Source organism: Peribacillus sp. P4_C12 (assembly GCF_056402095.1).
This window is the reverse complement of record NZ_JBFUIB010000076.1, coordinates 1-13,653: the sequence shown is the minus strand read 5'-3', so window position 1 is coordinate 13,653 and position 13,653 is coordinate 1. Positions and strand designations below refer to the sequence as shown.

The window sequence follows — 13,653 nt, the reverse complement described above, 5'->3', positions numbered from 1 at the left end:
GTCTGGAATTGAGCCGTCACCAGCAATGAGGGAAATATCGATAATTTCTGTTTTTCCCCTTAACTTGCTAACCGCTATTTCCCTCATTGCTGGTGACGGCTCAATTCCAGACACCATAAGACCTTTCTTCAGCAGCCTTGCTGTTAAATTCCCGGTCCCTACCCCAAACTCCAGCACATGACCGTGAGCCCGACTCGTGACGCTGTCTAATATGTTGTCATAATGTTTAAAAACCTCTTGATATTCAATATCGTGTCCACCGACGGTATCATCATACGATTTCGACCATTCCTCAAATAACTCTACAAATTCTCTGCCCATTTTAATCACCTTTTTATGATAAGATAATAAAACCTATAAGCATAATATGAAATGAACCTAAGAACAGTTCTTATTTTTTAGGCAAATCTATCATTCAAGTTCAGATTCAATTCATTTGGTGTTAAACTAACACTATTAAAACGTTGGAGGAATACAGAAATGAATTTTCAACTCGACTTAAACTTATTCGAAGATAAAATTGAATTTTTTGAAGCAGAAAGCATCAAGAACCTAGAAGAAAAAATCCAGTCACAAATCGAAATCAATAAAGCGATCATGCTTCAAGTCCACTCCGTATCGCACCAAATGTATGTCAGTGAAGAGGGCAGAAGATTTTACAGTGCAGTCGTTCACTTTAAAGCCAAAAAGTAATCTTTATTATCAATGAAAAACCCCCGAAAAGAGGCATTCTTTTCGGGGGTTTTTCATTTTGAAGATATATTCATATAAACTCTGACTTTTATTTCTTATCGTTCGACTTCAATTCTTCAACCTTTACGGGCTTCCAACCTGATCCGTCTACCCATTCAATATAAACGCGGAAGGTTTTAGGGTTGTCCCCTTCTGATACGGTACCGATTGCAGTGTTAGGTGATCCGCCGTTTTGAAGCCACCACAGTCTCATGTTACCTTGGTCAATACCTGCTCCATGAGCAATCGCTTTACTCATTTCATTCCAATCAACAGAGTTCTTTTGAAAGCTTGTTGTGTGTTTACCGGATTGCTCTGTGCCAACTGGTTTCCAGCTCTCGCTCGTGTATGTAGTCGCGACATTGCCATCTCCGCTTCCTTCCACTTCGACAAGCTCAGCGTCCCCTGTTTTTTCTGTGTCTGTATCTGGATTTGTGTCTTTGTTTGTGTCTTTGTTTGTATCTTTGTTTGTGTCTGTGTTTGCGTCTGTATCTGTGCCATCTTCAGTATTTTCTTCTGTACCTTCTTCAGTTGCTTTGCTATCCTCGTCTTCATCTTCCTTAGTCAAATCAGTATCTTCTTCTTTGCCAGCAGGTTTATCCACTTTCTTCTTCTCATCTTTTTCAACGGTCTGCTTTGGTTCAGTTGTAGCTTTTTCTGTATCAGAGCCATCATCACTTAAGAAAATAGAGACGGCGACAATGACAATAAGAATCGAGACAACGGTGATTGCGATATTATATATTTTATTTACTTTTCTTTTTTGATCTCTCTGATTGAATCTTGAGCCCAAGGTCCATTCCTCCCTTACCATTTCGTACTGCCTCATTTTAACATGATTTGGCTAGAGATAGAAGGGAAGGCTTTCCTAGACTTTTCGTCAATTCTTGCACTAGTCCTGGTCCTTGGAGTACATAAGTTTTACAATATCTGAAAAAAGAGGCGTCATGCTGGTACTATTTTCATTCGTTTCAAAACTGACCGTAACCAATGCATATTTAGGATTTTTATAAGGGAAATAGCCTGCAAACCATTTATTGAGCTCCCCTTTTTCAGTTTCCATCTGTGCTGTTCCAGACTTGCCTGCGACCTCTACAGGCAAATCCTTCAAGGAAGCACCAGTCCCTTTCTCTTCGGTTACGACTTTCCGTAAGAGATGCTGCAGCTTCATTGTTGTATAGGGAGAAAGGGAATTTCCATCCATACTTTGATTTGGAAAGCTTACAACGGTCGTACTATTGTTAAATTCAACCTTTGACACGGCTTTAACCTGTTCTTTCTTACCGCCGCGGGCAATCGTCGCCATCATGTTGGCTATTGCAAGCGGTGTCGTTTGGACATCCTGCTGACCAATTGCTGTTTGGGCAATCATTTCAGGGTCCTTTTTTAAATCGTCATCATGCCAAACCTTTCCTTTTTGTTCATGATACAGTTGAGTAACTGCTGTATGATACACATCACCCTGCCATCCCGATTCGCCGATTAAGCCTAACATTTTTGCATATTTATCTAGATAGTCAGGGTCTTTCACAGCGATTTCCTGTGACAACTCGGCAAACGTCCTGTTACAGCTTTGAGCAAAGCTGTTTTCAAAATTAAGCATGCCCAGCTCCCTCTGTTTATCTGTTTTTCCTTTAATCGTCAAATTACAATTGAATGTTCTTGTAGGACTAGCTGCTTCATAATCAATTGCTGCTGCAGCTGTGACCGTTTTGAAAACGGAGCCCGGCGATTTTTGAGTAAGCATCATATTGATGGCTCCCTCGCCATTCGGATCCTTTATATCAAGGGCTGGACGTGATACCATGGCTACGATCTCACTTTTTTCTATATCAATCAGTACGAGCCCCCCTTTTTTTATCCCGCGTTCATCGACAAGCTTCTCCGCTTTTTCTTGGATTTCTTTATCAATCGTTGTTATAACTTTCACTGGATAGAGCGGGTTTGCAGGTTCTACGTATTTTACATCCACACCGAACATTGGACCGCCAGTAGCATCTACATGAAAAACGAGCTTTGATTCTCCTGCTGAAAGCAAGAATTCGTCAAAGGTTCTTTGCAGTCCAGTATTGCCGATCTTCGTTTCGGCAGCTAGTTCCATATCCGGGTAACGCTTTTTCTTTTCGGCATCTGATATATTCGTCGTGCCAATCAATTGCGCTGCCGGAGTTTGATCGTGATATAGCTTTTCTTTCACAGCAAAAACCCCAGGGATCTTCATTTCATTGATAGCCTTCGATTGGCTGGCCGTTAACTCAATCGGTTTATCTCCGCCAAAAACAAATGGTTCATCCGATTCCGCAATTGCCCTTTTCAACTCCGATTCCGGTCTGCCGATAATCGAGGCAATTTCATCTATAGGCCATGTCATTTTGTTCAAAAATGGAAACAGCACAAGGGTTGGAATCTCTTCATGGGCAAGCGGCTCTCCATTTCTGTCATAAAACTTCCCCCGCCCATCATCAATCTTTAAAATCTGCGACCGCTGGTTTACACTTGCTTCTATTAAATTCACATCATGTTTAGAGAAAGATTCTGTCGATACAAGTTGGATGTAGGCAAGCCTGCCTATGAGCATTAGCATCAAAGTAGCCAATACAATAGCCAGCATCCTCATTCGTTTCTTTTTCATAAAAATACACCTCGTAACCATTGTTGACGAGGTGTGAATTTTTAAACAATTATGAACAAATTTAAAGTTGCTTGATTTTCTACTTTTCTTCAACTTATAAAGAGACTAACATTATTCCGACAAAAAGAGGATGCCCTCAAGGGGCACCCTCTTTAAATGTCATTAGCTAATTGACACAATTTTAACGCTCATTTCGCCGCCAGGTGTCATAATCGAAACCTTGTCGCCAACTCTTTTTCCAATTAAGCTTTTGGCAATTGGAGAATCATTTGAAATTTTCCCTTCGAATGGATCCGCTTCAACGCTACCAACGATCGAATAGGTTTCTTCGTCACCGTTTGGAAGTTCTACAAACGTTACAGACTTTCCAAGTGATACTGTATCTGTATTCGAATCATTGCCTTCAATGATTTTTGCATTACGAATCATGTTTTCGATTGTAGTAATACGCCCTTCAACAAATGCCTGCTCTTCTTTTGCGGAATCGTACTCTGAGTTCTCAGAAAGATCTCCAAAACTGCGGGCGATTTTAATTCTCTCTACAACTTCTTTTCGTTTAACTGTTTTTAATTGTTCCAGTTCCTGTTCAAGCTTTGCTTTACCTTCATTAGTCATTGGATATTCTTTTTCAATTGCCAAAACCCTTCACTCCTTCAAATTCTTTACAGCAAGCATTCGCTGTGACAAGTTTATGTACTATATAAGTTCTTAACCCTAAATACTTGAGTCAGATTTATATATGCGCGCCTTTAATAATGAGCACGCTTTGATACTAAGAAACAAACCGTTCCTTAGTATATAAACCGACTGCATTGAGCAGCCGGTTCGTTCTGTATCAAGAATAGAGTATTGCGTTTTCCAACATTTGTCCAGTCTTTCCCAATAAATAAATGGGATTTTTAAAAAAACGAAGGAAAATGGCACCTATCATTATTTATGCTATGTTATTACAAAAAAGACTTTTGTTCAAGGATTGTTTGTATTTTTGTTACCATAAGGTCAATCGCCACATGGTTTTGACCACCTTCAGGAATGATGATGTCGGCGTAACGTTTCGTCGGTTCGATGAACTGATTGTGCATCGGTCGAACGACGCTGATGTATTGATCGATGACAGAATCTAAGGAACGGCCACGTTCTTTAATATCGCGCGTCATTCGGCGAAGTATCCGCAAGTCTGCATCAGTATCTACATAGAGCTTCATATCCATCAAATTTCGAAGGCGCTCATCTTCCAGCACCAGAATCCCCTCAAGAATGATAACATCCTGTGGTTCAACGGTGATGACTTCATCTGAACGTGTATGAATCGAATAATCATAAACAGGCTTTTCTATCGTTTCATAGCTTAGCAACGCATTAAGATGCTCGATTAACAAATCATTATCAAATGCGAGCGGATGATCATAATTTGTTTTCAATCGTTCTTCAAATGGCAGATGGCTCTGATCTTTATAATAATAATCTTGTTCGATCATCAAGATTGAATGCCCTTGAAAGAATTCAAAAATTGAACGGGTAACACTTGTTTTACCTGACCCTGACCCGCCGGTAACTCCGATGACTACTGGTTTTTTCCCTGTCATGTTAATTCTCCTTCCGCATCATATTGTTCACATATACTTGCTTGTCTACTTGAATGCGGACAATTTGAAGCGGATGGCGTGCTGCGTCCAACTCATTACCTGACTCATCCCAGATAGTGCCTATTTTTTGAGTGAAGTTTTCGATTTCCGGTCCGAAAAATTCCACTTCATCACCAGGCTTGAAGAAGTTACGCTGCTGAAGGGTTACGATTTGAGTTTCCTCATTGTAATCAAGCACCAGTCCAGCGAAGTCGAAGCGAGTCTTTACGGTATGATTCCCGAACATTTGCTGTTTATACCCAGGAATTTCTCCCTCCATGAACGCCGATGCTGTCTCGCGGTTCGCACATTTGTCCAGTTCTTCCAACCATTCTTGCTTAATCTTGAAATTATCCGGATCGGCACAATACGCATCAATCACTTTACGGTAAACACTGATAACTGTAGCGATATAATGAATGGACTTCATCCGGCCTTCGACTTTCAAGCTATCAATGCCGATTTCAATCATGCCAGGCAAAGATTCAATCAATTTCAAGTCTTTTGGACTCATTGCGAATGGAGCATCTTCTTTATCAAATAAAGCTTTTTCCCCGTCTTGATTTAATTCATATAAATCATAATCCCAACGGCAAGACTGGCAACAGCCGCCGCGGTTCGAATCACGTGCAGTCATATGGTTTGAAAGAGTACAGCGTCCAGAATAGGCGATACACATTGCACCATGAACGAACGCTTCGATTTCTATATCGACTTTCTCCTTCATTTCGCGGATTTCATCAGCACTCGTCTCACGTGCCAAAACCACACGCTCTAGACCTTCCTCTTTCCAGTACTGAACAGCCTTCCAGTTCGACAACGACTGCTGTGTGCTTAAATGGATTTCAACGTTAGGAGCAACCCGCTTACAAGTTTCAATGATTAACGGATCAGCAACGATAATTCCATGAACTCCCGCATCCTGAAGGCCTTCCAGATATTCTTCAAGTCCATCGATATTTTCATTATGAGCGAAGATATTCGTAGTCACATATACTTTAGCACCATATTTTTTAGCGAATTCGACGCCTTCCTTCATTTCCTCAAAAGTGAAGTTACCCGCATTTGAACGAAGTCCGTATTCCTGTCCACCAATAAACACAGCATCTGCGCCATAATGGACAGCTATTTTTAATTTTTCCAGGTTGCCAGCGGGAGCCAGCAATTCTGGTTTTTTAACAATGACTCTCTTTCCATCAACTATTTTGGAAATTTTATTAGCAATAGCATTCAAGGCTATTCCTCCTCTTTCTCTTACCCTTTTCTTTAATAAACCGATTCTTTAAAGAAGAATCCTGTATCCAACTCACGGTTTTCCGGCTGAATCGCTTTAACTTTTTCATATAGTTCTGTTTTCATATCATCATAACGGTCCGTATCTTCTACACATACATCAATCGCTTCACGATATAATTTTGTTATTTCTACGATATACTCAGGCGTTTGTAGCACCCCTTCAATTTTCAAAGAATCAATATCCGCTTCAATTAATTCCTGAAGTTCATCAATCATGCACATATCGTTCGGACTCATGATATGCGTTCCATTTTCGTCTTCATAAATCGGATATTTATTTTCACGTTCCTTGTCATGCAGGAACATACTTTTTTGTTCCTTCCGATTTTCCACTTCTAACGCTTTGCCTTGGTATTCGAAATAGTTACCTAGCAGCGAGCGCTTCGATTGGAACATGCACGTCATACCATGGACCTGCACTTCAATCTCGACTTCGGCATTTTCCTTCATTTCAACAATTTCGTCCAAACTTATTTCACGAGCAGCCAAGGCACGGACAGCACCGCGTTTTCCCCAATAATTACACGTGTACCAGTTCGTTACCGTCATTTCTGTATTCCAGTGCAACGGCATATCCGGCGCTACAGCTCGAACGGCCATTAGGACAGCAGGATCTCCGAAGATAATCCGGTCGGCCCCTGCTTCCTTAAGGAAAACGACATATTCTTCAAGCTCGTCCACTTTTTCATTATGAAAAATAGCATTCATAGACACGTATACTTTTTTACCTGCTGCATGTGCAAGTTCAATTGCTTTCTTGACGTCCTCACGTTTGAACTCCCCTGCTAGACGAAGCGCATAACGTTGTTCCCCGATAACGAATGCATCAGCACCCGCATCGATAAGCGCTGTAATATGAGTGACACTTGTCGGAGTCACGAGTAATTCAGGCTTTTTCATTTTTGTCACCTCTATGTTTACTTATGGCCACACCATCACCAATCGGCAGAATTACTGTATCGTAATGTGGATGGTTGTGTAACCAATTGTTAAAGTCTCTAATTTTTTTTATAAGAGCACGTTTTCGTCTCGTCATTTCCATTTCTTCTATGTTTTCAGCAACCAAGCCTTTAAATAATACATTATCAGTAATAATAATGCCAGCATCCTTCAGGAATGGCTCAAACAGCTCAAAGAAGCGCTTGTACTGCCCTTTAGCTGCATCAACAAAGATGATATCAAACGGACCATGTTCTTTTACTAGCGGCCCTGCTTCAAGGGCATCCCCTTCAATAAGGGTAATCCGTTCCAAAAGGTCAGCCTTAGCAAAATTAGCTCTCGCTTGTTGAATTCGAGCTTCATTCCGTTCAAGTGTGACGATACGTGCTTCTGGCAAGGTTTCAGCCATTCTTATAGCCGAATAGCCAATCGCTGAACCAACTTCCAATATCGCCTGCGGTTGATGAAGCCTCAAAATCTGGAGTAGCACCTCTATACCTTCAGGCTCCATGATCGGCACATTATTTTCCAGTGCAAAATCCTCTAACTCCTTAATTAAACCCGTACGTTCCGGGATTAAGGTATGAAGATATTTTTCTATTTTTCCGTTCAAGACATTTCCTCCAATAATAAGAAAAACGAAAGCGCTTTGGTTGGTTCAAGCAGAAGATGAGCTGGACCGAAAGATAATCAGTACCTTTCAAGTGCCATCATCTTTACACAACATGCTGAAACCAGTATGCTTGACGATCTATATTTCCTTATCTTTCAAAATAAAACCCGGCAATCGCCGAGTTACAGTCATCGATAAAAATCGGATCTGAAATTTCACTTTTACTATTCTATCATAAAAACAAGGGGAAAGTAATATCCCTCCCCCCTAGTCGCTTTAGCTATCAGCTATTATTTATTGGTAATATGTTCTGCCTTTTTATTATTGTGATCTTCCAACGTTTTCGAATAAAGAACTTCTCCTTCAGGTGTTGCCAAGAAGTATAAGAAATCTGTCTTCTCAGGCTTTAACACCGCATCAATCGATGTTGTTCCGGCATTGGCAATCGGACCTGGCGGCAACCCCTTGTTCTTATACGTATTATACGGAGACTTCACCTCAAGGTCTTTGTATAGCACCTTACTTTTATGTGAACCTTTTGCATACAAAACGGTCGGATCGGTTTGTAGCGGCATACCTTTCTTGATACGATTATAGAAGACGGAAGCAATTTTCCCACGGTCTACCTGGGCAGTTGCCTCTTCTTCAACAAGCGAAGCAAATGTCAACATCTGATGAACAGAATAATCTTTTTTACTCATCTGAGTTTCATATGCCTGCAAGGTCTCTTCCGTTTTCTTCAGCATCTCAATTACTACTGCTTCTAAAGACGGTTTTTCCTCATAAAAGTCATAGGTCGCTGGGAATAGATACCCTTCAAGCGGATACAAAACATTTTTATTCTCAATCTCCGACGTTAACAGCTCCGGAAATCTCTCTTGCATGGAATTAACGAATTTCTCACTATTCAATGTCTTAAAAATTTCTTTCGGATCTTGATCCGTCTTCACGGCAATGATATCGGCAATCTGAACAAGCTGCTTTCCTTCCGGAATCGTTATTTTCAGGGCCGCTTCTTTCATAAGTTTCCCAGTTTTGATGCTAGTCACAATATCTTGAATTGGCATGGATGGTGATAATTTATACTCACCTGCCTGGAAACCGGATTCATTTCGGAATTTAATATAATATTTGAATACACGGGCATCCTTGATTATCCCTTGCTCTTCAAGCAATGTTGAAATTCCATTCACGGAAGAACCGATTGGAATTTTCACTTTCTTAATCGTGTCATCGTCAGGATCAACTGGCTTCATGGCTGAATTGATATATAAAAAGCCCACAAGACCAACTATCCCGATTAATAAAATTAGCGAAGCTATCGTAATCATGATAATTTTACGAACAAGCCTTGCTTCTCCTTGCTGTTCTAACAATTTCATTCGAATATGTTCCTTTTTTGATAAATTATGATCTTTTTCATCCATTTTCATTCCCCCTGCAAACTCACACCAACTACATAATGGTTCCTAGAAGATGCTTTCTCTAATTAGACTTTGCTTCGAATATTATACTAAAACCAACAAATAAATACATGTTTTTTGCAAAACTACATTCGTTATTACTCTATTTATGGCAAAATCGCACTAGTTTTGTCAATATACAGGTGTTATTTAATAGGGAATTAGTGATATTTTTTAGTAATCAGCTGTAATAGACTTTCATGAGATTTTCTTCAAATACGAGTGGTGTTTCAGACATTTGATAAAATAAAAAGAATATTTATGTGGTTATGCTACTATTAATTTTAGATAAAGAAAGGTGTGAAGGAGTTGGATAATTCTTATTTTGTTGGTTGGGGGACACTAGCACTCATTAATGCCGGGCTTGCTCAAGGTAAAAATAGAACGGCTTTGAAATGGTTCATATTATCATTATTTTTAGGTCCACTCGCCACTTTTATTCTTTTGTTTGTGGAGAAAAGATAAGGATTTTTTGGTACATAATGAAAAAAACTGACCTAGGTTTAAGGTCAGTTTTTATATATATTATTCTTCTTCAGCTTCTTCTTGGTCAAGGAATGTATTTAACATTTCTTCGACTAGATCCCATTCTTCTTCTGTTTCGATTGGTGCAAGTTCACCATCTTTATTATCTTCGCTTGGTGTGAATGATGAAGCGTGGATTTCAATTTCTTCCTCGTCATCTTCAGCAGACATCGGATAGTAAAGTACATAAGATTTGTTAAATTTATCAGAATCGAATGTGAACAGGATTTCGCAAAGCTGCTCGTTTCCGTTTTCATCTACTACTGTAATGTTGTTTTCGCCGTGTTCCATTTGTATTCACCTCATATTGAATTTGTTTGTCTGTCCAAGAAACCTTGTAGAATCATGACAGCTGCCATTTTATCAATGACTTTCTTACGTTTGCTTCGGCTCACGTCCGCCTCAAGAAGAACACGTTCAGCCGCCATCGTTGTCAACCGTTCATCCCAGAGAAACACCGGCAGCTTGAATTTGTTTTCTAAACGTTTGGCGAAATCTTGGCTGATCTCACCGCGCGGTCCAACGGTTCCGTTCATATTTTTGGGTAAACCGAGGACAATTTTAGAAACTTCATGTTCTTTTATTATTTCATTGAGACGTTTAAAGCCGAAGTCATTTCCAGCTTCGTTAATTTTGATTGTTTCCAATCCTTGTGCAGTCCAACCCATCGCGTCACTCACAGCAACGCCGATGGTTTTTGAACCTAAATCAAGTCCCATTGTGCGCATTAGTATTCCTCTCGATGGTTCTTAAGATACGATTTAACCAATTCTTCAATGATCTCATCGCGTTCAAGCTTACGAATAATGTTTCGAGCATCCATATGGCGCGGGATGTAGGCCGGGTCACCAGATAATAGATAACCGACAATCTGGTTAATCGGGTTATAACCTTTTTCCTGAAGTGCAACATAAACTTGAGACAATACTTCCTGTACATCTCTTTCGAATGGTTCTTCGGGAAAATTAAATTTCATCGTTTTATCAAAGGAACTCATTATCATGCACCTCTCCTCAGCGTCCAGAATCCATTATTATCTTCATTGTACAACACTTTTCATTGATTATGAAATCGTTAAGACCCATTCTTCAACAAAATTAAGTGCTGCATCTAATTTTTCTGGGTCTTTTCCACCGGCTTGTGCCATATCTGGACGGCCGCCGCCGCCTCCACCGCAACGTGATGCGACTTCTTTAATTAATTTACCGGCATGGAAACCGCGTTCGATATAATCCTTCGTAACTCCGGCAATCAAATTGACTTTATCGCCTTGAGCCGATCCTAATACGATAATGACAGAATCAAGCTTTTGTTTCAAATCATCTGCCATAGCACGTAGATTATTCATGTCAGTAGCTTGAACTTTTGCCACTAATACTTGTACACCATTAATTTCTTTTACGTTAGAAACAAGGCTTCCTGCTTCAATATTACTTAATTTTGCAGTCAAGCTTTCATTTTCACGATGAAGATCTTTCACTTCCGCTAAAACTGTTTCAATTCTTGAAGGTACATCTTTCAAGTTTGTTTTCAATTTAGCAGCTGCGTCTTTTAATACACCGATTTGGTCAGTCATCAATTTGTATGCTCCTGCTCCTGTTACTGCTTCGATCCTGCGTGTACCCGCACCGATGCCGCTTTCAGAAACAATTTTGAACAAGCCGATTACCGCTGTATTCGGGACGTGAACACCGCCGCAAAGCTCAAGACTATAATCGCCAATTTGAACGACACGGACTATCTTGCCGTATTTTTCGCCGAACAAGGCCATCGCGCCCATTGCCTTTGCTTCTTCAATGTTTTTATAATCCGTATTCACTTGTAAGCTTTGCCAAATTTTTTCATTTACAATCGTTTCAATCTGTTCAATCTCTTCTGCTGTAATCTGACCGAAGTGAGAGAAGTCAAAACGAAGACGCTCAGCTTGTACCAGTGAACCAGCTTGGTTAACATGTGTTCCTAGTACATCTTTCAAGGCTTGATGTAAAAGATGTGTCGCCGTATGATTTTTCGTAATATGGATGCGGTTTTCTTGATCTACCGCAGCAACAATTTCAGTGTCTGTAGTCAAAGTGCCGGCTACAACAGTTACACGGTGCAGGTTTTGGCCATTTGGTGCTTTCTGAACATCATGTACATTCACTTTAACGGATTCACTAGCCATCGTTCCTTTATCAGCTATTTGTCCGCCGCTTTCTGCATAGAAAGGTGTTTGGTTCAGAATCACCTGAACTTCTTCGCCTTCTTGCGCTTCTGTTACAAGCTCGCCATTTTTCACGATTGCCGCAACTTTTGCATCAACTGCCACCTGATCATATCCGACAAATTCACTTTCAACTTTAATGTCGCCTAATACTCCACCTTGAATCTGCATGGAATCCACATCTTGACGCGCAGAGCGAGCACGTTCACGCTGTGCTTCCATTTCTTTTTCGAAGCCAGATTGATCAATCGTCATGCCTTCTTCTTCCGCATATTCTTCCGTTAATTCGATTGGGAAGCCGTATGTGTCATACAAACGGAATGCATCGCTACCTGGAATGACTGTTCCGCCTTTTTCTTTTTCTTTTTTGATGACTTCAGAAAGAATAGCTAGTCCATCATGAAGCGTTTCATGGAACCGTTCCTCTTCATTCTTGATTACTTTCGCAATGAATTCTTTATTAACGAGAACTTCTGGGTAGAAATCTTTCATGATTTCACCAACCACTGTCACAAGCTCGAACATGAATGGACGGTTAATGTTGATTTGCTTCGCATAACGAACCGCTCTACGAAGTAAACGACGTAGCACATAGCCGCGACCTTCATTGGATGGAAGTGCTCCGTCTCCAACAGCAAATGCTACTGTACGTATATGGTCGGCAATGACTTTAAATGCCACATCTTTTTCTACATCGACACCATATTTCACATCAGAAATTTCTTCAACAGCTCTAATAATTGGGATGAACAGGTCTGTATCATAGTTTGTAGCCACATTTTGCACGACTGAAGCCATACGTTCTAGACCCATGCCTGTATCAATATTTTTCTTCGGAAGCGGTGTGTAAGAACCGTCAGGATTATGGTTAAATTGAGAGAACACAAGGTTCCAAACCTCTAAATGCCGTTCATTTTCGCCACCTGGATATAATTCTGGATCATTCGGGTCATCACCATATTCTGGGCCACGGTCATAGAAAATCTCCGTATTCGGGCCACTTGGACCTTCACCGATATCCCAAAAATTTTCTTCCAAACGGATGATTCTTTCAGCAGGAACACCGATTTTTTTATTCCAAAGCTCAAATGCTTCGTCATCTTCCGGGTGGATTGTCACCGCTAATTTCTCTTTGTCAAAACCAATCCATTTTTCGTCGGTCAAAAATTCCCATGCCCATGTAATTGCTTCTTCTTTGAAGTATTCACCAATTGAGAAGTTACMAAGCATTTCGAAAAACGTATGATGACGCGCAGTTTTCCCCACGTTTTCAATATCGTTTGTACGAATTGCTTTTTGTGCATTTGTAATCCTTGGATTTTCAGGAATTACCCGTCCGTCAAAATATTTCTTTAACGTTGCTACCCCAGAGTTGATCCATAGCAATGATGGATCTTCATGAGGAACCAATGACGCACTTGGTTCAATGTTATGGCCTTTTTCACTAAAAAAATCTAAATACATTTGGCGGATTTGAGCACCAGTTAAATACTTCATCTATATATCCTCCTTTAAAATTATGTAATTTTGAGCACACAAAAAACTCCCATCCCAAAAACAGGGACGAGAGTTAACTCGCGGTACCACCCTGATTATGGACGTAGAAAAAGCCTTCGTCCATCACC

General features: G+C 40.3%; 15 protein-coding genes. 2 read left to right on the top strand and 13 right to left on the bottom strand.

Annotated elements, in window-relative coordinates:
• The coding region (locus AC1DUW_RS12695; protein WP_477642677.1) for a methyltransferase domain-containing protein at window positions 1–321 on the bottom strand (321 nt) is incomplete at its 3' end.
• 159 nt (window positions 322–480) lie between these two features.
• Here AC1DUW_RS12695 and AC1DUW_RS12690 point away from each other — a divergent pair.
• Window positions 481–693: a DUF2536 family protein gene (locus tag AC1DUW_RS12690; protein WP_053347042.1), complete on the top strand. Its 213-nt coding sequence runs from the start codon at window positions 481–483 to the stop codon at window positions 691–693.
• An 88-nt stretch (window positions 694–781) separates the two neighbouring features.
• On the opposite strand, the gene AC1DUW_RS12685 is transcribed toward AC1DUW_RS12690, so the two are convergent.
• The 8 genes from AC1DUW_RS12685 to mltG all read right to left on the bottom strand — a co-directional run bounded on the left by AC1DUW_RS12685 (window position 782) and on the right by mltG (window position 9,270).
• A complete protein-coding gene (locus AC1DUW_RS12685) occupies window positions 782–1,525 on the bottom strand; it encodes a YrrS family protein (RefSeq protein ID WP_477642676.1) in 744 nt (247 codons plus the stop codon).
• 99 nt (window positions 1,526–1,624) lie between these two features.
• Window positions 1,625–3,364 carry a peptidoglycan D,D-transpeptidase FtsI family protein gene (locus AC1DUW_RS12680; protein WP_477642675.1) on the bottom strand — a complete coding sequence of 580 codons (1,740 nt, stop codon included), beginning with the start codon at window positions 3,362–3,364 and terminating at the stop codon, window positions 1,625–1,627.
• A 162-nt stretch (window positions 3,365–3,526) separates the two neighbouring features.
• Window positions 3,527–4,003, bottom strand: a complete 477-nt coding sequence (gene greA, locus AC1DUW_RS12675; RefSeq protein ID WP_053347045.1) for a transcription elongation factor GreA — start codon at window positions 4,001–4,003, stop codon at window positions 3,527–3,529.
• 308 nt (window positions 4,004–4,311) lie between these two features.
• The gene (udk, locus tag AC1DUW_RS12670) at window positions 4,312–4,950 is read right to left on the bottom strand and encodes a uridine kinase (protein ID WP_053347046.1); all 639 of its coding nucleotides are present in this window, start codon (window positions 4,948–4,950) and stop codon (window positions 4,312–4,314) included.
• Window position 4,951: 1 nt separating this feature from the next.
• Window positions 4,952–6,223 (bottom strand): peptidase U32 family protein, encoded by a 1,272-nt coding sequence (locus AC1DUW_RS12665; RefSeq protein ID WP_377438135.1) that lies wholly within the window; start codon window positions 6,221–6,223, stop codon window positions 4,952–4,954.
• 32 nt (window positions 6,224–6,255) lie between these two features.
• The gene (locus tag AC1DUW_RS12660; protein ID WP_053347048.1) at window positions 6,256–7,185 is read right to left on the bottom strand and encodes a peptidase U32 family protein; all 930 of its coding nucleotides are present in this window, start codon (window positions 7,183–7,185) and stop codon (window positions 6,256–6,258) included.
• Window positions 7,172–7,837, bottom strand: a complete 666-nt coding sequence (locus tag AC1DUW_RS12655) for an O-methyltransferase (RefSeq protein ID WP_377438138.1) — start codon at window positions 7,835–7,837, stop codon at window positions 7,172–7,174. The genes AC1DUW_RS12660 and AC1DUW_RS12655 overlap by 14 nt, the downstream gene beginning before the upstream one ends.
• Window positions 7,838–8,127: 290 nt before the next feature.
• Window positions 8,128–9,270: an endolytic transglycosylase MltG gene (mltG, locus tag AC1DUW_RS12650; protein WP_477642674.1), complete on the bottom strand. Its 1,143-nt coding sequence runs from the start codon at window positions 9,268–9,270 to the stop codon at window positions 8,128–8,130.
• 339 nt (window positions 9,271–9,609) lie between these two features.
• Between mltG and AC1DUW_RS12645 the strand changes: the two genes are divergently transcribed.
• Window positions 9,610–9,765 (top strand): hypothetical protein, encoded by a 156-nt coding sequence (locus AC1DUW_RS12645; protein ID WP_169787520.1) that lies wholly within the window; start codon window positions 9,610–9,612, stop codon window positions 9,763–9,765.
• 60 nt (window positions 9,766–9,825) lie between these two features.
• Here the strand turns inward: AC1DUW_RS12645 and AC1DUW_RS12640 are convergent, their stop codons facing one another.
• The 4 genes from AC1DUW_RS12640 to alaS form a co-directional block, all read right to left on the bottom strand.
• On the bottom strand, window positions 9,826–10,116 hold the full coding sequence (locus tag AC1DUW_RS12640; RefSeq protein WP_053347051.1) for a DUF1292 domain-containing protein: 291 nt from the start codon (window positions 10,114–10,116) through the stop codon (window positions 9,826–9,828).
• An 11-nt stretch (window positions 10,117–10,127) separates the two neighbouring features.
• Window positions 10,128–10,553, bottom strand: a complete 426-nt coding sequence (gene ruvX, locus AC1DUW_RS12635) for a Holliday junction resolvase RuvX (protein ID WP_053347052.1) — start codon at window positions 10,551–10,553, stop codon at window positions 10,128–10,130.
• A complete protein-coding gene (locus tag AC1DUW_RS12630) occupies window positions 10,553–10,822 on the bottom strand; it encodes an IreB family regulatory phosphoprotein (RefSeq protein WP_034311358.1) in 270 nt (89 codons plus the stop codon). The genes ruvX and AC1DUW_RS12630 overlap by 1 nt, the downstream gene beginning before the upstream one ends.
• 66 nt (window positions 10,823–10,888) lie before the next feature.
• A complete protein-coding gene (gene alaS, locus AC1DUW_RS12625; RefSeq protein ID WP_477642673.1) occupies window positions 10,889–13,525 on the bottom strand; it encodes an alanine--tRNA ligase in 2,637 nt (878 codons plus the stop codon).
• Window positions 13,526–13,653: the final 128 nt, after the last annotated feature.

Bases quoted from the DNA above. Each gene is read 5' to 3' on its own strand.
- udk (WP_053347046.1), bottom strand. From the start codon at position 4,950: ATGACAGGGAAAAAACCAGTAGTCATCGGAGTTACCGGCGGGTCAGGG.
- AC1DUW_RS12680 (WP_477642675.1), bottom strand. From the start codon at position 3,364: ATGAAAAAGAAACGAATGAGGATGCTGGCTATTGTATTGGCTACTTTG.
- AC1DUW_RS12690 (WP_053347042.1), top strand. From the start codon at position 481: ATGAATTTTCAACTCGACTTAAACTTATTCGAAGATAAAATTGAATTT.
- AC1DUW_RS12660 (WP_053347048.1), bottom strand. From the start codon at position 7,185: ATGAAAAAGCCTGAATTACTCGTGACTCCGACAAGTGTCACTCATATT.
- AC1DUW_RS12640 (WP_053347051.1), bottom strand. From the start codon at position 10,116: ATGGAACACGGCGAAAACAACATTACAGTAGTAGATGAAAACGGAAAC.
- mltG (WP_477642674.1), bottom strand. From the start codon at position 9,270: ATGAAAATGGATGAAAAAGATCATAATTTATCAAAAAAGGAACATATT.
- ruvX (WP_053347052.1), bottom strand. From the start codon at position 10,553: ATGCGCACAATGGGACTTGATTTAGGTTCAAAAACCATCGGCGTTGCT.
- AC1DUW_RS12630 (WP_034311358.1), bottom strand. From the start codon at position 10,822: ATGAGTTCCTTTGATAAAACGATGAAATTTAATTTTCCCGAAGAACCA.